16 protein-coding genes are annotated in these 17,674 nt (G+C 64.0%); 3 read left to right on the top strand and 13 right to left on the bottom strand.

Features of this window, described 5'->3' with window-relative positions; translation table 11 throughout:
- Positions 1-46 precede the first annotated feature (46 nt).
- Positions 47-2,107 carry a ComEC/Rec2 family competence protein gene (locus VWY34_RS14740; RefSeq protein WP_416545936.1) on the top strand — a complete coding sequence of 687 codons (2,061 nt, stop codon included), beginning with the start codon at positions 47-49 and terminating at the stop codon, positions 2,105-2,107.
- Positions 2,108-2,175: 68 nt separating this feature from the next.
- On the opposite strand, the gene lexA is transcribed toward VWY34_RS14740, so the two are convergent.
- The 7 genes from lexA to VWY34_RS14705 form a co-directional block, all read right to left on the bottom strand.
- Positions 2,176-2,853: a transcriptional repressor LexA gene (gene lexA / locus VWY34_RS14735; protein ID WP_340545697.1), complete on the bottom strand. Its 678-nt coding sequence runs from the start codon at positions 2,851-2,853 to the stop codon at positions 2,176-2,178.
- A 153-nt stretch (positions 2,854-3,006) separates the two neighbouring features.
- Positions 3,007-4,179, bottom strand: a complete 1,173-nt coding sequence (gene glp, locus VWY34_RS14730; RefSeq protein WP_416545934.1) for a gephyrin-like molybdotransferase Glp — start codon at positions 4,177-4,179, stop codon at positions 3,007-3,009.
- A complete protein-coding gene (moaC, locus tag VWY34_RS14725) occupies positions 4,180-4,650 on the bottom strand; it encodes a cyclic pyranopterin monophosphate synthase MoaC (protein ID WP_340545695.1) in 471 nt (156 codons plus the stop codon). It abuts the gene before it with no gap.
- Entirely contained in the window at positions 4,650-5,462 is an 813-nt protein-coding gene (gene trpC, locus VWY34_RS14720; protein WP_416534868.1) for an indole-3-glycerol phosphate synthase TrpC, read from the bottom strand. Before trpC ends, moaC begins: the two co-directional genes overlap by 1 nt.
- Before the next feature lie 14 nt (positions 5,463-5,476).
- Positions 5,477-6,130, bottom strand: a complete 654-nt coding sequence (locus VWY34_RS14715; RefSeq protein ID WP_416545931.1) for a uracil-DNA glycosylase — start codon at positions 6,128-6,130, stop codon at positions 5,477-5,479.
- Complete coding sequence (gene trpD / locus VWY34_RS14710; protein WP_416538808.1) at positions 6,127-7,158, bottom strand: anthranilate phosphoribosyltransferase; 1,032 nt, start codon at positions 7,156-7,158, stop codon at positions 6,127-6,129. Before trpD ends, VWY34_RS14715 begins: the two co-directional genes overlap by 4 nt.
- Positions 7,155-7,736 (bottom strand): anthranilate synthase component II, encoded by a 582-nt coding sequence (locus VWY34_RS14705; protein WP_416534870.1) that lies wholly within the window; start codon positions 7,734-7,736, stop codon positions 7,155-7,157. The genes trpD and VWY34_RS14705 overlap by 4 nt, the downstream gene beginning before the upstream one ends.
- A gap of 199 nt (positions 7,737-7,935) precedes the next feature.
- Here VWY34_RS14705 and VWY34_RS14700 point away from each other — a divergent pair, with 199 nt between their 5' ends.
- A complete protein-coding gene (locus tag VWY34_RS14700; protein WP_416545929.1) occupies positions 7,936-9,639 on the top strand; it encodes a divergent polysaccharide deacetylase family protein in 1,704 nt (567 codons plus the stop codon).
- 165 nt (positions 9,640-9,804) lie between these two features.
- Here the strand turns inward: VWY34_RS14700 and trpE are convergent, their stop codons facing one another.
- From trpE to fabI, 6 genes are all read right to left on the bottom strand, one after another.
- Complete coding sequence (gene trpE / locus VWY34_RS14695) at positions 9,805-11,316, bottom strand: anthranilate synthase component I (protein WP_416545927.1); 1,512 nt, start codon at positions 11,314-11,316, stop codon at positions 9,805-9,807.
- Between the two features lie 15 nt (positions 11,317-11,331).
- Positions 11,332-13,173 carry a SurA N-terminal domain-containing protein gene (locus VWY34_RS14690; RefSeq protein WP_416545925.1) on the bottom strand — a complete coding sequence of 614 codons (1,842 nt, stop codon included), beginning with the start codon at positions 13,171-13,173 and terminating at the stop codon, positions 11,332-11,334.
- Positions 13,174-13,331: 158 nt separating this feature from the next.
- Positions 13,332-14,522, bottom strand: coding sequence for an aminotransferase (locus tag VWY34_RS14685; protein ID WP_416534874.1), 1,191 nt, complete (start codon positions 14,520-14,522; stop codon positions 13,332-13,334).
- Positions 14,523-14,729: 207 nt separating this feature from the next.
- Positions 14,730-15,233: a xanthine phosphoribosyltransferase gene (gene gpt / locus VWY34_RS14680; RefSeq protein ID WP_340545686.1), complete on the bottom strand. Its 504-nt coding sequence runs from the start codon at positions 15,231-15,233 to the stop codon at positions 14,730-14,732.
- Between the two features lie 50 nt (positions 15,234-15,283).
- Entirely contained in the window at positions 15,284-15,898 is a 615-nt protein-coding gene (locus VWY34_RS14675) for a LysE family translocator (protein ID WP_340545685.1), read from the bottom strand.
- 97 nt (positions 15,899-15,995) lie between these two features.
- The gene (gene fabI, locus VWY34_RS14670; protein ID WP_340545684.1) at positions 15,996-16,814 is read right to left on the bottom strand and encodes an enoyl-ACP reductase FabI; all 819 of its coding nucleotides are present in this window, start codon (positions 16,812-16,814) and stop codon (positions 15,996-15,998) included.
- Between the two features lie 169 nt (positions 16,815-16,983).
- Here fabI and pdxH point away from each other — a divergent pair, with 169 nt between their 5' ends.
- Positions 16,984-17,589 (top strand): pyridoxamine 5'-phosphate oxidase, encoded by a 606-nt coding sequence (gene pdxH, locus VWY34_RS14665; RefSeq protein ID WP_416545923.1) that lies wholly within the window; start codon positions 16,984-16,986, stop codon positions 17,587-17,589.
- Positions 17,590-17,674 lie beyond the last annotated feature (85 nt).

Below are 17,674 nucleotides of genomic sequence, written 5' to 3'. Positions count from 1 at the left end.
GGTAGTTTTGTCGCCTGTCTACCGAGCCAGAAGGCAAGGAGCAAGCATGCGCGCCCTGGGCATTCTTGACAGTCTGCTGCAATCCCAGCGCGGGGAGCTGTTTCCCTGGGTGCCGGTCCTGTTCGGCACCGGGATCGGTTTTTTCTTTTCTCTGCGGTTTGAACCTGTGGCGGTTCACTATTTCGGCCTGGGCGGCGTTGCGCTGGGTGGGGCGCTGCTGTTGCGGCGTGGTGACCGGCAGGACGGGCTGGTGTTTCTGGGCTGGGCGATTGTGACGATCGCGCTCGGCTTTGCTGCCGCCGGGATGCGCGCCCATTCGGTTGCTGCCCCGGTGCTGAGCTTTCGCTATTACGGCCCGGTCGAAGGGCGGGTAATCGCGATAGATCGCTCCGCCCGGGACCGGCTGCGCATCACCCTCGATCAGCCTGTGCTGGACCGTCTGGCGGCTGGGGCCACTCCGGCACGGGTGCGGCTGTCACTGCCGGTCGGGGCCGCGCTGCCGGGTATCGGCGACCGGGTCATGACCACCGCACATCTGATGCCGCCGCAGGGACCGGTGGAGCCCCATGGCTTTGATTTTCGCAGGCACGCCTGGTTTCAGCGTCTGGGGGCTGTTGGCTATACCCGGGTGCCGGTTCTGCGCGTTCAGCCGAGCCGGTCTGATCTGCCCGTACAGCAGCTGAGACAGCGGATTTCCGACCGTATCCGTGACCAGATGCCGAAAGCCACAGGTGGCTTTGCCGCGGCCATCACCACCGGGGATCGCTCTGCCATCCCGCAGGTGGAACTGGAGGCGCTTAGAGCCAGCAACCTTGCACATCTGCTGGCAATTTCAGGGCTGCACATGGGGCTTCTGGCGGGCGTCGTCTTTGGCGGCCTGCGGCTGCTGATGGCGCTGGTTCCGGCCTATGCGCAGCGGGTAAACGCCAAGAAATTGGCCGCGGTTGCTGCGCTGCTTGCGGCGAGCGCCTACCTGCTGCTGTCAGGCATGCAGGTGGCCAGTACCCGTGCCTATGTCATGGTTGCGATGATGCTGGGCGCGGTGCTGCTGGATCGGCGCGCCCTGTCGCTGCGGGCGGTGGCGCTTGCGGCACTGGTGATCCTGGCGATCCGCCCGGAAAGCCTGCTTGGCCCCGGGTTTCAGATGAGTTTTGCGGCGACAACGGCGCTGGTGGTCGTCTTCGGCGCGCTGCGGGATCACGTTGCGCCGGGTGGCGCGCGCTGGCTGCGGATGGTGGGTGGGGTGGTGCTGTCGTCCCTGGTTGCGGGCGTTGCCACGGCGCCCTTTGGGGCGGCGCATTTCAATATGCTGTCTCACTACGGGTTGCTGGCCAATGTTCTGGCGGTGCCGGTTATGGGGTTGCTGGTGGTTCCTGCGGCGGTGCTGGCGCTCTGCCTCGCACCGGTCGGGGCATCCGGTGTCGGGTTGGCGCTGATGGACCTCGGCATCCGCTGGATCCTGTCGGTTGCCAATTGGGTGGCCGGACTGGAGGGCGCGCAGGGTGCGGTCCAGATGCCGCCCGCCGTGGTGTTGCCGCTGGTTGCCCTCGGCGCGCTGCTGCTTGCCCTCTGGCGCGGGCGGCTGCGCTGGGTTGGTCTGCCGGTTCTGCTGGCGGTAGCGGGGCTCTGGTACGGACATCCCCGACCCGTGGTCCTGATCGCGCCAAATGGTGGGCTGGTTGGCGTGATGACAGCGCAGGGCCGCGCCTTGTCCCGCGCAAAGGGGCATGGCTATGCGGCCGAGCGATGGGCGGAGAACGACGGCAGCCTGCTAACCCAGGCCGAGCGTGCGCTGCTGTGGCAGCGGATCGCGGTGGCGGCGCCCAGCGTTGCGGGCAAATCGGTGTCGGCGTATCTCGCGATCTCTGATCAGCAGCTGATCCACGTGATTGGCAAGGCGGCCGCAGAAGCGCTGAGCGATTGCTCGGCGGACGCGGTGCTGGTCAGCGCTACCCCACTGTCACCGGTAGGGGGCTGCAGGGTGTTTGATGCTGATAGCCTGCGCACCCTTGGCAGTGTGCAACTGCAACCGGACGGGCGCTGGATCTCGGCGAGCGACGTGGTTGGTGACCGACTGTGGAGCCATACTCCACAGCGCGACAGGTGATAATCCTCGACAGCCTCTTTCAAAGGCGTGTTTCTTGGGGCGGGTAATCTTCGAGGGCGCCCCTCTGGTCAATAGGTGCGGATGAGTCCGACAAGGCGGCCCTGCACCTTTACCTGATCCTGCGGATACTGGCGGGTCTCATAGGCCGGGTTTGCCGCCTCCAGCGCAATGGTGCTGCCTTTGCGGTAGATGCGTTTCAGCGTGGCTTCCTGTCCATCGACCAGCGCAACCACCACATCGCCATTGTCAGCCACGGAGGTTTCGCGGATGACAACGATATCGCCATCATTGATGCCGGCTTCGATCATTGAATCACCACGGACCTCCAGCGCGAAATGCTGCCCCTGGGCTGACAGCATGGAGGCCGGGACCGCGACCTGATGGGAGACCTGGTTAATCGCCTCAATCGGGACACCGGCGGCGATGCGACCCATCACGGGCAGCTCCATCGCGGCGATCATTGCCGGGGCGGAGACCTGATTGGCCGGTTCGGATGGCGCTGCCTCTGTCATCTGCTGGGCGCTGCCGAGGCTGTCCGGCAGGCGGATGATCTCGATCGCGCGGGCACGATGTGCGAGGCGGCGGATAAATCCGCGTTCTTCCAAAGCGGTTATCAGCCGGTGGATGCCCGATTTCGAGCGCAGGTCAAGCGCCACCTTCATCTCGTCAAAACTTGGGGGGACGCCATCCTTTTGCAGACGTGTGTTGATGAAATCCAGCAAGTCCAGTTGCTTCTTCGTCAGCATGACATCCCTCTCAGCCGCTCGATGTTTCGCTTTGTTCTACGCATGTTCCCGTTTTGTGTCAACGGCATGTCGCATGAAACCTGTCAAACGCAGCCGAATTGATGCTGAATTGTTGGCAAAGTGAAATCCGCCGGCGTGCATCGCCGTATCCGATCAGATCGGAAGGTAGGCAAGCATCGTGCCCTTGGCGCGGGGCGGATCATTGGCGGGACGGATGGCAAGCGCGTTGGCCTCGGCAAGCAATGTCAGCCGGGCGCTGTCCTGATCGTCAAACACATGCAGCTCCGCCGCGCTGAGCCGCGCCCGCATGTAATGGGTACGCGGGCCGTTGGCCGGCAGGTCCTGCGCTAGGGGGGCCTCGGCCGGTTGCGGACCATGGGGCGGGAGCCCCTGCATGGCGCGCAGCATCGGTAACAGGAAGACATGGCCGCAAACCATTGCAGACACGGGATTTCCCGGCAGGCCGACCATGGCGGACCGGCCTAGTGTCCCGGCCATCAGCGGCTTTCCCGGGCGCATCGCAACCTTGTAGAAGGCGCGCGCCATACCCAGGCTTTCGGTCACCCCGGCAACCAGATCATGATCGCCCACCGAGGCCCCGCCAATGGTCACGATCAGATTCGCCTCGCGGGCCAGATCCAGGGCCATGCGCAGGCTGCCTTCGGTATCGCGGGCGATTGGCAGAATGCGGACGCGGGCGCCAGCCGCCGTGAGCAGCGCATCGAGGCCAAAGGTGTTGGACGCGATGATCTGGTCGGGGCCGGGCGTATCGCCGGGGAGCACCAGTTCATCGCCGGTCGAGATCAGGGCAACGGTCGGACGTACATGCACCGGCACCTCGGCGATGTTCATCGCGGCCAGCAGCGCGATATCGGCAGACGACAGCAGACGCGGCGCCGTGATCGTGCTGCCGAGCTGAAAATCGCCGCCCTTGGGACGGATATTGTTGCCGGGCCCCGGATGATCCGAGATCGTGATCAGGGATCCGGTGCGGCTTGTATCCTCTTGGATAACCACAAAATCAGCGCCTTCGGGCACTGGCGCTCCGGTAAAGATACGGACCGCCTGACCGGGGCCGACGCGGCCCTTGAAGCCATGACCGGCGGCGCTTTCTCCGATCACCTTGAACATGGCGTCACGCTCAACCTCGGCGGCCTTTACCGCATAGCCGTCCATCGCGGAGGCAGCGAAGGGCGGCTGGTCGCGATTGGCCGAGACCGGCGCCGCCAGAACGCGACCGGCTGCGGCGCGCAGCGGCACCGTTTCGACCCGCATCGGGGACACCAGTTTCAGAACTGTATCGAGGGCCTCGGATACTGAGATCATCTACGCCTCGTAACGGCCTGATTTCCCGCCGTCTTTCAATGTTACGCGAATGCCGCCGATCTGCATCGCCTTATCCACCGCCTTGGCCATGTCATAGACGGTGAGCGCGGCGGTGGAGACAGCCGTAAGCGCCTCCATCTCGACGCCGGTCTGGCCCGTGGTTTTTACGGTGGCTTCCACGCGCACCCCCGGCAGGTCCGGATCGAGCGACAGTTCGACGGCAACTTTGGTCACCGGAAGCGGGTGGCAGAGCGGGATCAGATCGGGCGTTTTCTTGGCGCCCATGATGCCTGCCAGCCGGGCAACACTCAGAACGTCGCCTTTCTTTGCCCGACCTTCCGAAATGATATCAAAGGTTTCGCGCGCCATGCTTATGTGGCCTTCGGCGGTGGCGATCCGTGCCGTCACCGCCTTGTCGGAGACGTCGACCATATGGGCATCGCCCTTGCCGTCGAAATGTGTAAGCGCCATCACATGGCCCCCGGCATCAGCGGGTTTGCGAGGATATCACGGGTTGCGGCGGTCACATCCGCCTGGCGCATCAGGCTTTCGCCGATCAGGAAACTGCGGGCGCCGTACCGCGCCATGTCGGAGAGATCCTGGGGCGTCGCAAGACCGCTTTCACAGACGATGGTGCGATCCGCAGGCACCAGCCGCGACAGGGTGCGCGTGGTGTCGAGCGTGGTGTCGAAGGTCTTGAGATTGCGGTTGTTGATGCCGAGGAGAGGCGATTTCAGCTTGCAGGCGCGGTCCAGCTCTTCCTCGTCATGAACCTCAAGCAGCACATCCATATCCCATTCAAAGGCAGCGGCCTCCAGTTCGGCGGCCTGCATGTCGGAGACGGAAGCGAGGATGATCAGGATGCAATCGGCGCCAAGGGCACGGGCCTCGGCCACCTGATAGGTATCATACATGAAGTCCTTGCGCAGCACCGGCAGGGCGCAGGCATTGCGGGCCGCTGGCAAAAACGGCTTTGCCCCCTGAAAACTGGGTGTGTCAGTCAGCACGGACAGGCAAGTTGCGCCGCCGTCCTCATAGGCTTTGGCGAGGGTTGCGGGATCGAAGTCTTCGCGGATCAAGCCTTTGGAGGGGCTGGCTTTTTTGATCTCGGCGATCAGCCCATAACCCTGACGGCCGGCCGCCATCAACGCCTTGGCAAAGCCGCGCACCGGATCGGCTTCACGGGCCTCGGCCTCGACCGTCTCAAGCGGTTTGGCGGCCTTGTCGGCGGCGACCTCTTCCAGCTTGTAGGCCTTGATCTTGTCCAGCACAGTTTCAGTCATCTTGACGCCTCCGGTCACGCGTTCCAATCAATCTGCGGCTGCCCGCGTTGGGCCAGCCAGCTGTTCACCGCCGAAAACGGGCGCGATCCGAAAAAGCCGCGGCGCGCCGAGAGGGGTGAAGGATGGGCCGTCCTCAGAATAAGGTGATCGCCCGGTTGAATATGTTTTTCAAGCCCTTGGGCCTGTTTACCCCATAATATGTAGGCCGTCGGGCGCTGACTGCTCCGGGCCAGCACCTGATCGGCCAGCGCCTGCCAGCCCAGATGCTTGTGGCCGTTGGCCTCACCTGTGGGCACGCTGAGCACGGTATTGAGCAGCAAGACACCCTGACGGGCCCATCCGCGCAGGTCGCCATTGGGTTTCTCGACACCAAGGTCAGCACTTAACTCCTTGAAAATATTGTTCAAGGAGCGCGGTAAGGGGCGGACATCCGGCTCCACCGAGAAGGCCAGACCATGAGCATGACCCGGCGTCGGATAGGGATCCTGACCGAGGATGACAACGCGGGTGCGGTCGGGCGGCGTCAGTTCCAGCGCCGCCAGCCGCTGCGCCACGGGCGGCAGGATCTGACGTGGGTCATCCGCCACCGCCTTGGCGATGCTTGCATAATCATTGGCAAAAAACGGCAGGTCACCCCAGCCACCCGGAACGGGGAGGTCTGGGGTCATTTGCTGTCAGCGGCTGCTGTGGTGATCCGCGCGACCGCCTCAATCTTGCCCCGTGCGGCGCCGCTGTCGATGCTGCTGCGCGCCATTTCGACGCCGGTTCTGAGATCATCCGCGGCGCCTGCCACCAGCAGGGCGGCGGCAGAGTTCAACAACACCGCGTCCCGGTAGGCGGATGCTTCGCCTGACAACAGCGCCTCAAACGCCTTTGCGTTGTCTTCGGGTGTGCCGCCGACGATTGCCTCAAACGGATGAACCGGCAGGCCTGCGTCCTCGGGGTGGATCTCCATTTCGGTGACATTGCCACCTGGGTTCAGTGCCGCAACCCAGCTGATGCCGGTGATGGTCAGCTCATCGGTGCCGTCGGAGCCATGCACCAGCCAGGCCTGTTCGGATCCCAGCTGCCCGAGGGTTTCGGCCATCGGGCGGATCAGATCGCGGCTGAAGGCGCCGGTGAGCTGGCGTTTGACACCGGCCGGGTTGGTAAGCGGGCCGAGAATGTTGAAGATCGTGCGCGTGCCCAGCTCCTGCCGGGTGGGCATGACATGGGCGATGGCCGGATGATGCATCGGCGCCATCATGAAGCAGATGCCTGCTTCGCGCAGCGCCTGTTCGGCCACTTTCGGGCCGACCATGACATTGATGCCCATCTGGCCAAGCGCATCCGCAGCGCCGGATTTTGACGACAGGTTGCGATTGCCATGTTTCGCGACAACGGTTCCGGCACCGGCCACGACAAAGGCGGTGGCGGTGGAGATATTGAGCGTTCCCTTGCCGTCACCGCCGGTGCCGACAATGTCCATCGCGCCCGCAGGTGCCACCACGGGATTGCATTTGGCGCGCATGACGGCGGCGGCGGCGGCGTATTCATCGACCGTCTCGCCACGGGTGCGCAAGGCCATCAGCAGGCCGCCCATCTGACTGGGCGTGGCATTGCCTTCGAACAGATGGGTAAAGGCGGCCTCTGCTTCGGCCCGGCTGAGAGGGCGATCCGCAGCGGCGTCGATCAGCGGCTTCATCTGATTGCTCATGCGGGCACCTTCATCACGTCGAGGAAATTCTTGAGCAGCGCATGGCCGTGTTCGGAGGCGATGGATTCCGGGTGGAACTGGACGCCGTGGATCGGCAGAGTCTTGTGCTGTAGCCCCATGATGGTGCCATCTTCCAGCTCTGCGGTGATCTCCAGACTGTCCGGCAGGCTGTCGCGCTCCACCACCAGCGAATGATAGCGTGTCGCCTCAAAGGGGGAGGGCAGACCGGCAAATAGTCCGGTGTTGTTGTGGTGCATGGTGCCCATCTTGCCGTGAACGATGTCCTTGCAGCGCACGACCTTGCCGCCAAAGGCCTGACCGATGGTCTGGTGGCCAAGGCAGACGCCCATCAGCGGGGTCCGGGTTTCGGCGGCGGCTTCGGTAAGGGCCAGGCAGATGCCGGCCTGATCGGGGTCGCAGGGCCCAGGCGACAACAGGATGCCGGCGGGGTTCATCGCCATCGCATCCTGTACGTTCAGCGCATCATTGCGATGGACCTGCACATCAGCGCCCAATTCGCCCAGATAATGCACGAGGTTGTAGGTAAAGGAGTCGTAGTTGTCGATCAGCAGCAGCATAGTCGCGGGGCTCGTTTAAGGGCTGGCGGGCCGGGGCCGCGCCGCAGTATAGTGGTCGCGACATACATGTTCAGGGTTGCGCGGCAGCGTCAAGTGCACATCACCAGCAGCGGCCAGGCCAATCGGGCCACGGGGTGTTGGGGCGGCTTGACCGACAGAATGCGACCGGTTCCAGAAGGCAACGAGAGGCAGGACAGAGATGCGAGGGTTTCTTGGAGGCGTGAGTTTCGGGGCCTTGGTGGCCGCAGGCGGCGCCGTGGTGTGGTCGCTGTCGGTGCCGTTGCCCAAATCGGTCGAGGTCAGCGTGGCTGAACCGGCGCGCAGCGTCGTGCAGGCTCCGGCGGCGGAAACGCCGGTTGACGGTGGCGGCACCGATCCAGATCTGGTGGAGGCACCGCCCGCCGCATTGGATCCGCAGGTCGTGGGCGATGATCTGGCGGCGCTGGCCGATGCCGATACGGGTCCGGCGGAACGTCCTGAGGTTGGCACCGAACTGGGGAGCGGCACCCGTGCTGCTCCGGGCGGTGTCGGCGCGCCTGCCATTGATGTCGGGCGCGATGCGCCTGTTACCCCAGTTGAGGCCTTGCCGGCCCCCAATGCGCCCAGCCAGGAGCAGAGGCTTGTCGTGGTGTCGGATCCGGCGCAGCCGCCGGTGCCTGCGGCAGCAAGCGAAGCCCCAGCCCGGCTGGCCTCCACCCCGGATCAGGGCACTGAGGCCAATCCGGGTGGCGACAGCCGCACCGCGGCAACAGCTGCACCCAGCGACGAGGAGCCAAGCGGTAGCGCAGCCGCCAGCCGTCTGCCGGTGCCGAATATTACAACCGGTGATCCGGTGCTGAGCAGCCCAGCCACGGGCGGGGCGTCAGGTCCGGCGCTTGGGGCAGCCCCCGGGCCGACACCGACACCTGTACTGCCGGCGCCCGGCCGCGCCGGACCAGCGCAGGTGGGCACTCAGCCAGCGGCCAGTGATGCCCAGGCCAAGCCTTCGCAGCCAGAAAGCGTCGGCCAGCCAGAAAGTGCCGGAACCGGGTCAGCAGCATCGACGGCGCCAGCGACGCGGCGGATTGCGGATCTGCCGACCACCAATTCCACGCCAGAACCATCCGCTTCAGCCTCTGAGAGTGCTGGCCGTCCGCAGATCGGCACGCCGGTGCGCCCGCTGACCGAACGCGATGACGCCAAGGCCCCTGCCGCTGGCAGCCAGATTGCGACGCCATCCGCCGGGGTGCCGTTTGAGCAGAATGCCCAGCCCTTTACCCCGGAGGACGGGCGCGCGCTGATGTCGATTGTCCTGATTGACGATGCGGAGGCCATTGGCGCCGAAGCCTTGCAGGATTTCCCCTATCCGCTGACCTTTGCGCTGGATCCCGAAGATCCCGAGGCCGCAGCCAAGATGGCCCGCCATCGCGCGGCTGGTTTCGAGGTCATGGTGGTGGCGGATTTGCCGCGCGATGCGGGGCCACAGGATGCCGAAACAGCCTTGCAGGTCTGGCTGGAGACCCTGCCGGAGGCTGTCGCCGTGCTGGAAGGGGTCGAGACCGGGTTTCAGGGCAACCGCCCGCTGGCCGATCAGATGGCCACGGCGCTTGGCGCGATGGGCTACGGGATGGTGACGCAGGATGCCGGTCTGAATACCGTGCAGAAACTGGCGCTGCGTGAGGGGGTGCCGGCCGGTGTGGTCTTCCGTGATTTCGATGGCGCCGGACAGGATCCCCGGGCCATTCGCCGGTTTCTGGATCAGGCTGCCTTCCGCGCCGGGCAGGAAGGTGCGGTGATCATGCTGGGTCGGGTACAGCCGGATACGATTTCGGCGCTGTTGATCTGGGGGCTTCAGGATCGTGCCAACCGGGTGGCGCTGGCGCCGGTGTCGGCCTCGCTGCGGGCGCAGGTGCAGGCCGAGTGATCGGCGCGCCGGGCTGAGCCCGCGTAAAAAAGGCGCCCCTCTGAACGAGGGACGCCTTTTTTGCCTTCGGCGAGAGTATTTTGGGAAAGATGACAGGCGGCCGAGATGCCGCGCGCATGAGATGCCGGGCGCGCAGAAACTCGGGGGCTGCGGTTCTGTCCGCGCCTAGCCGTTGCCGTTGCCGGTAAAGCGGGCCGCATCTGCGGCGGCACGGCGGATCGCGTTGGATTTATGGACGGTCTCCATATATTCCGCCTCCGGGTCGCTGTCATAGACAACGCCGCCGCCGGCCTGGATGTAAAGGGTCTGGTCCTTGACGATGGCGGTGCGCAGCGCGATGCACATGTCCATGTCGCCGCCGGCCGAGAAATAGCCGACACCGCCGCCGTAGATGCCGCGTTTTTCCGGCTCCAGTTCGTCGATGATTTCCATCGCGCGCACCTTTGGCGCGCCGGAGACGGTGCCTGCGGGCATGCCGGCAAAGAAGGCATCCAGCGCGTCCTTGTCCTCCGCCAGCTCGCCCACGACGTTGGAGACGATGTGCATCACGTGGCTGTAGCGTTCGATGATGAATTTTTCGGTGGGGCGCACGGTGCCGATCTTCGCCACCCGGCCGGTGTCGTTGCGCCCGAGGTCCAGCAGCATCAGGTGCTCTGCCAGCTCTTTCTTGTCGGCCAGCAGATCCAGTTCCAGCGCCTTGTCTTCCTCGGGCGTGGCGCCGCGCGGGCGGGTGCCGGCGATCGGGCGGATGGTGACCTCCTGCCCGAAGACGCGGACCAGGATTTCGGGGCTGGCACCGACCACCTGGAAACCGCCGAAGTTGAAGTAGAACATGAAGGGCGAGGGGTTGGTGCGGCGCAGGGAGCGGTAAAGCGCGAAAGGCGGCTGCGGGAAGGCCTGTGTCCAGCGCTGTGCCGGCACCACCTGGAAGATGTCACCGGCGCGGATGTAGTCCTTGGCCTTCTCCACCGCGGCCATATAGCCCTCTTTGGTGAAATTGCTCACCGGGGGCGCAACCTCGTCGGCGTCGCCAAGGTCGCGGCTCTCGGCGGGCATGGCACGTTCCAGATCGCGCATCGCGTCCATCACCCGCTCGGCAGCCTGGGCATAGGCGGCCTTGGCCGACTGGCCTTCGCTGGCCCATGCGGGGGAGACCACTGTGACCTCGCCCTTGACCCCGTCGAGCACGGCGATCACCGAGGGGCGCAGCATCAGCGCATCGGGGAGGCCAAGCGGATCCGGGTTCACGTTCGGCAGATGTTCGACCAGCCGGATCATGTCATAGCCGAGATAGCCAAAAAGACCGGCCGCCGCCTGCGGCAGGTCATCGGGCAGCTCGATCCTGCTTTCGGCGATCAGCGCCCGCAGATTGTCCATCGGGTTGCCGTCCTGAGCGGTGAAATCATCTGCATCAAACCGCGCCGAGCGGTTCAGGGCCGAGCGCTCCCCGTGGCAACGCCAGACCAGATCCGGTTTCATGCCAATGATCGAATAGCGCCCACGCACCTCACCGCCGGTGACGGACTCCAGCATGAAGGCGTCTTTCTGGGCGCCTGTCAGCTTCAGCATCAGCGACACCGGCGTGTCGAGGTCGGCGGCAAGCCGGGTGTAGACAACCTGGTTTTCACCGGCCTCATAGGCTTTGGCAAAGGTCTCGAAATCGGGGGTCAGGGCCATCTGGATCTGCCTTGATTACTGGAAGTTGGCCTGCACGGCATTGAGCGCCTGCGGGTCGATGCGCGGCGCGGCGCGGGTCTGGGCGTCCTGCACGAAGGCTTCGAACAGGGCCTGAGCAAGCGCCTGATCCAGCTGGGTGCCCATCGCCTCGGCCAGCGCAGCCATCTCAGGCGTGTCGGCCACCGGCAGGGTTTCGGTGAGGCGCACCACAACAGTAGCACTTTCATCGCTGACCACGGCGACCTCGCCTTCGGCCAGATCAAAGACTCGGGCCATCAGCGACTGCGGGGCTGCGTCGATATAGGCGGCGCGGGTGAGGCCGGTTTCGGATGTAAGCTCAACGCCCTCGGGCAGCGCATCGCCGCTCTTCAGCAGGTCTGCCAGACGCTCGGCTTCGGCGACGGTGGCATCCTGAAGGCGCTGCTCCTGCCACGCGGCGCGCAGTTTGTCCTGAGCTTCTGCAAAGGGTTCGGGGCGTGGCTCAAGCTGTTCATCCAGGCGGATGGCAAAGAGGCTGCCATCTTCGAGGAAGTCGACCTCGGGGAAATCTTCGGTGCTGACAGCGGCAGCGGCGGTGCGGAACCCGTCATAGGCGGCGATGCCATCGGTGCTGCCGTTGTGCCAGTCGATCTTGCCCAGCTCCATGCCGGGTTCGTTGACCAGCTCTTCCAGCGTGGCACCACCGGCGAGCATGTCGTTGATGTCCTCGGCGCGGGTTTCGATCACTCGGCGGGCGCGGTCGGTTGCAAGCTCGGCGCGCAGCTCGTCCTTGACATCATCAAGGCTGGTCACGCGTGCCTCAAGACGGCCATTGACGCGGAACAGGGCCGGGCCGAGATCGCTGTCGAGCGGGCCAACCACATCGCCGACCTGCGCGGCAAAGACGTCCTGTCCGGCGCCGCCGAGGTCGCCCATGGTCACATCGCCCAGATCCACGTCCTGCAGGCTGAGACCGCGATCGGCGACCAGTGCTTCAAACGTGCTGCCATTGATGTCGAGCTGCGCCTTGGCGCTGGCGGCCGCTTCGGTGTTGGCAAAGACCAGACGTTCCACCAGACGGCGCTCGGGCACCTGATATTCATTGCTGCGCTCGTTGAACAGCTGTTCCAGCGCGGCGGTGTCGATCTCGATTTCGTCAACCAGCGCATCGGGGCGCAGGGCGGCGTAGGTGATGACCTTGGTGCGGGGCAGGGTGAAGCGATCGATATGCGCCTCGTAGAAGCTGCGCAGCTCTTCTTCGCTGGGGTCGACGGCCGTCAGGGCGAGGCTGTCGGGGCTGACCGGCAGCCAGTCAAAGCTGCGACGGGCGCCGACATAGCTGGTGAGCGTGTCGCGCAGCGTGTCGGGCATTTCGGTGCCTGCCATGATCGCACCCTGCACCAGGGTGCGGGCGGATTCGCGACGCAGGTCGGCCTCGAAGGCGGCTTCGCTCAGGCCGATATTGTCCAGCGCATATTGATAGGTGTCGCGATTGAAGGCGCCGCTGCCGTCCTGGAACGCCGGGATCCGGCTGATTTCGTCGAACAGGTTCTGATCGCCGATGGACAGGCCCAGATTGCTGCTTTCCTGATCGAGTGCGGCGATGGCGATCAACCGTCCCAGTACCACGCGATCAAGACCAAGCGCTGTCATCTGCGCGATAGGAATGCGCTGGCCGGTCTGGGCCTCCAGCGCGCGCTGTTCGCGCTGCAATTCGCGGGCGTAGTCATCGACCGAGACCTCCTGATCTCCGACCACCGCAACCGAGTTCACCGATCCGGTGAAATTGACCGCACCAAAGCCGGCGAGGCCGATGATCAGCATCCCCATCAGGATCCAGACAAATGTATTTGATAGTTTTTTCATGCCTGCAGCCATGATGTCCTCGTATTGCCGGTCGCCGGACTGCACGGGGCAGCCGGGAATGCTGAAATGTCGAGGCTCTGAATACGCTGCCACCTTGAAAGGGGCAAGGGACGACTGATCTGTGCCTGCGTTCAGAGCGGGTGAGAGGGTGAGATTGCGGAGGCCTCAGCTCACGGGGCCCAGTTTGCCAGCCGGTCGAACAGGGTCCGGATGCCGGATGTGTCGACATTGGCAAAGGCGATGCGGAATTGCTGCGCGCCCGATGGATCACCCTTGGGCGTGAACATGCTGCCGGGTAGCATCAGGATACCTGCCTCTTTTACCAGACGCCGGGCCAGCGGGTCGCTGTGCTGGTCAAACGGGTGGGCCACATAGGCGAAATAGGCGCCACAACCGAGCAGCTGCCAGCCACGCGCCGCCAGCGGCGCAAACCCGGACTCGATGGCAGCGCGGCGGCGCAGCAGTTCCTGACGCTCTGCGGCGAGCCAGTCGTCGAGGTTTTCCAGCCCCCAGAGCGCGCCGACCTGACCAAGCTGCGCCGGGCATATGGTGACGGTGTCGAGGAACTTCTCCATCTCCTGCAGGTGATCGCGATGCGCGGCCACGGCACCCAGCCGGTGCCCGGTGAGCCGATAGGCCTTGGAGAAAGAATAGAGGTGGATCAGCGTGTCGGACCAGCCGGGATCCTGAAACAGCCCATGGGGTGGGCCATCCCGGCTGTCAAAGTCGCGGTAGGTCTCATCCACGATCAAGGCAAGACCATGGGCACGGGCAAGATCATAGAACCGCTGTACCAGACCGCCGGGATATTCGACCCCGCAGGGATTGTTCGGTGTGACCAGAACGATGGCGCGGGTCCGGTCGGTGATCAGCTTTGCAGCGGCATCCGGGCAGGGCAGCATGGCTGCGCCGACCGGCAGCGGGCAGCTTTCGACCCCCTGCATGTCGAGCCACATTTTGTGATTGAAATACCAGGGGGTCGGGAGAATGACCTGATCACCCTCACCACAAAGCGCCGCGATGGTCGCGGCAAAGGCCTGATTGCAGCCGGAGGTGATGGCGACATCACCCGCCGTGAGGTCGGCCGCATAGTGGCGGCCCATTTTTGCGGCGAGCGCGGCGCGCAGGCTGTCCCGGCCCAGTACCGCCCCGTAAAGGTGGCTGCTGTCGTCGCCAAGGGCGGCCTCGGCGATGGCGCGGCGCAGCCCCTCGGGGGGCGGGTCCGCAGGCGCCGCCTGACTGAGATTAAGGAGCGGCATGTCAGCAGGCAGGTTCAGCCCCTCCAACCAGCGCCGGGAATCGACAATGGGCGAGACAAAGGTGTCTTTGGTGCGGGCGTGGGGAAAACGGGCCTGTGGCATCGGGTGTCCTGTCTTGCGTCGGCGCGTCACCGGCCAGAGCCATGGCGCGCTTTGGCCACTCCGCCGCAACTGCGCCGGTTTTGCAAGGGGGTTTGACCTGCGCCGGAAAAATCCCAGCAGATCCCCGGCGCGGAAACGAAAAAAGACGCCCCCGAAGGTGCGTCTTTCCATGCGTTGTGTGACGGTTGGTGATCCGTCGGTCGATGATCAGTCGGTCCCGCGATAGGGTTCGACATATTGCAGCGCCATATCCCAGGGGAAGAAGATCCAGGTGTCCTGGCTCACCTCGGTGATGAAGGTATCGACCATCGGCCGACCTTTGGGTTTGGCATAGACGGTGGCAAAATGCGCCTTGGGATACATCTGGCGCACCAGTTCCAGAGTTTTGCCGCTGTCGACCAGATCGTCGATGATCAGCACGCCTTCACCGTTGCCCATCAGTTCGGCGTCGGGGGCTTTCAGCACCTCGGCCTGTCCCTGATCCTGATGATGATAGGATTTCACCCCGATCGTGTCGACGATGCGGATATCCAGTTCGCGGCTGACGATCATGGCCGGAGCCATGCCGCCACGGGTGATGGCGACAACGGCACGCCAGGCGCCTTCGTCGGGGCCTTGCCCGTCCAGACGCCACGCCAGTGCGCGGCTGTCGCGGTGCAGCTGGTCCCAGGAAATATGAAAGCCTTTTTCATGAGGCAGACGATCGGTCATGTTTTTGATGCTCCTGTTAGGGTCTGGCGTCCGGGATCGTGCATCTGCCCTCAGAGGGCGGCGATCTTGACGCCGAGGGCGGCCAGCAGACCACCAAAGACCCGGTCGATCACATGTTTCAGATTGATATACCCGCGGCGCGTTTTCTCAAAGGAGAAGATACGGGCCACGAGGGTGTTCCAAGTGACTTCACCCAGAAAGATGCAGGTGAGCAGCGCGGCAAGGGCCAGGCTGCTGCTGCCTTCGGGAACGGTGCCGACAAAAACGGCGCCGAAAAAGGCGGCCGGCTTGGGGTTGGCCAGCTGGGTGAAGATCCCAAGACGGAAGGCCGCAAAAGCAGTCTGCGGCAATTGGGCGTCACTGTCCTGCGACATCGGTTCACTGGCATGGCGCCACATGTTCCAGGCCATGTAGATCAGGAACATGGCGCCGCCGATTTTCAGCAGGGTCAGCAGGAAGGGGGCATAGTCAAACAGCAGGTTCAGCCCGAAGAGCGCGGCGGAGGCCCAGAACACCGCACCCGCACCGATGCCAATCGCCAGCGCCAGACCACTGCGCCAGCCATGGGCCAGGCCAACGCGCGCAGCCATCAGAACGGCGGGGCCGGGGCTGATGGCGGCCATCAGGCACAGGAGGACGGAAGCGGTAAAAGCGGCGAGTGTCATGGTGGGTCCCTGTCATTGGAAGAGGCGCGCGTGGGCCGCGCGCCTGCTGTGTCATTCTCTGTGGTGCAGATGCGCGCAGCATCTGCTGGACCCGTGTTTATTTGCGCCCGGTTGCCGCATCGATGTCAGGGGCGTCAACCGCCTTCATCCCGACGACGTGATAGCCGGCATCCACGTGCAGATTCTCGCCGGTCACGCCGGAGGACAGATCCGACAGCAGATAAAGCGCGGATTTGCCCACGTCATCAATGGTCACGTTGCGGCGCAGCGGCGAATTATATTCGTTCCATTTCATGATGTAGCGGAAATCACCAATGCCCGAGGCGGCCAGCGTCTTGATCGGTCCGGCAGAGATCGCATTGACGCGGATGCCGTCCTTGCCCAGATCTTCGGCAAGGTATTTGACCGATGCTTCGAGCGCGGCCTTGGCGACACCCATGACATTATAATGTGGCATCACCTGTTCGGCGCCGTAATAGGTCAGTGTGACCGCGCTGCCGCCCTCGGACATCATCTTCTCGGCGCGCTGCATCACCGATGTGAAGGAGTAGACCGAGATATCCATGGTCATCTGAAAGTTGCCACGGGTGGTGTCGACATAGCGACCGCGCAGCTCGTTCTTGTCGGAAAAGCCGATGGCGTGCACCAGAAAGTCCAGTTTGCCCCATTTTTCTTCCAGCGCTGCAAACAGCGCATCAACGGAGCCCTCATCGGCCACATCGCAGGGCAGGACGATATCGCTGCCAAGCTGCGCCGCCAGCGGGTCGACGCGTTTCTTCAGGGCATCGCCCTGGTAGGAAAACGCAAGCTCGGCGCCGGCGTCGGCGCAGGCTTTGGCAATGCCCCACGCGATGGATTTATCATTGGCAAGGCCCATGATGAGGCCACGTTTGCCGGCCATCAGTTGACTAGACATGCAGGTTCTCCGCCTGTGATATTCGAATTAGACGACGTTTAGTCTGTCAGGCGAGGCGCTTCAAGAGCGCTGTCTCTTGTCGTTTGACCTGTCTCGGCCTAGGTTGCTGTCAGCCATGCGCATTATCGCGCCAGCCAGACCCATATAATAACAGTCCAAGAGGTGCGCCATGTCCGATCGCAGCGGTATCTTTGCGGGGGAGGATCCCTTTGCCATCGCGCGCAGCTGGCTGAGCGAGGCGGAAGAGAGCGAGATCAACGATCCCAATGCGATTGCGTTGTCGACGGTGGATGCCGATGGGTTGCCCAATTGCCGGATGGTCCTGCTGAAAGAGATCGAGGACGCAGCCTTTGTCTTTTATACCAATTACGAAAGCGCCAAGGCGCAGGAGCTGGATGGCGCTGGCAAGGCGGCGTTTGTCATGCATTGGAAATCGCTGCGACGCCAGATGCGCGCGCGCGGGATCATCAGTCGCGAGAACGGCCCGCAGGCCGATGCCTATTACAAATCCCGGTCCCTCAAGAGCCGACTGGGGGCCTGGGCCTCGGCGCAGTCGCGCCCCTTGTCGAGCCGGGGTGCTCTGATGGCGGAGGTGGCCAAGGTCACAGCCACCAAAGGGTCAAATCCCGAGCGCCCGCCGTTCTGGGGCGGTTACCGCCTGACGCCGCTTGAGATCGAGTTCTGGGCCGATGGCGCGTTTCGTCTGCATGATCGCTTTGTCTGGCGGCGCGAAACACCCGAAGCGCTTTGGACGGTGGAGCGGTTGTGCCCTTAGGTCACTATCGGAAAATAGCAGAATTGTGATATTGGTGTCCGTTTTTGGCTTGAACTCAGAACCGAGAATAGAGCATCACCTACTG

The organism is Phaeobacter sp. JH20_02, assembly GCF_048056915.1.
GTDB classification, from domain to species: domain Bacteria; phylum Pseudomonadota; class Alphaproteobacteria; order Rhodobacterales; family Rhodobacteraceae; genus Phaeobacter; species Phaeobacter bryozoorum.
Note: the sequence above shows the minus strand (reverse complement) of the source record. Positions and strands in the feature narration are given on the sequence as shown.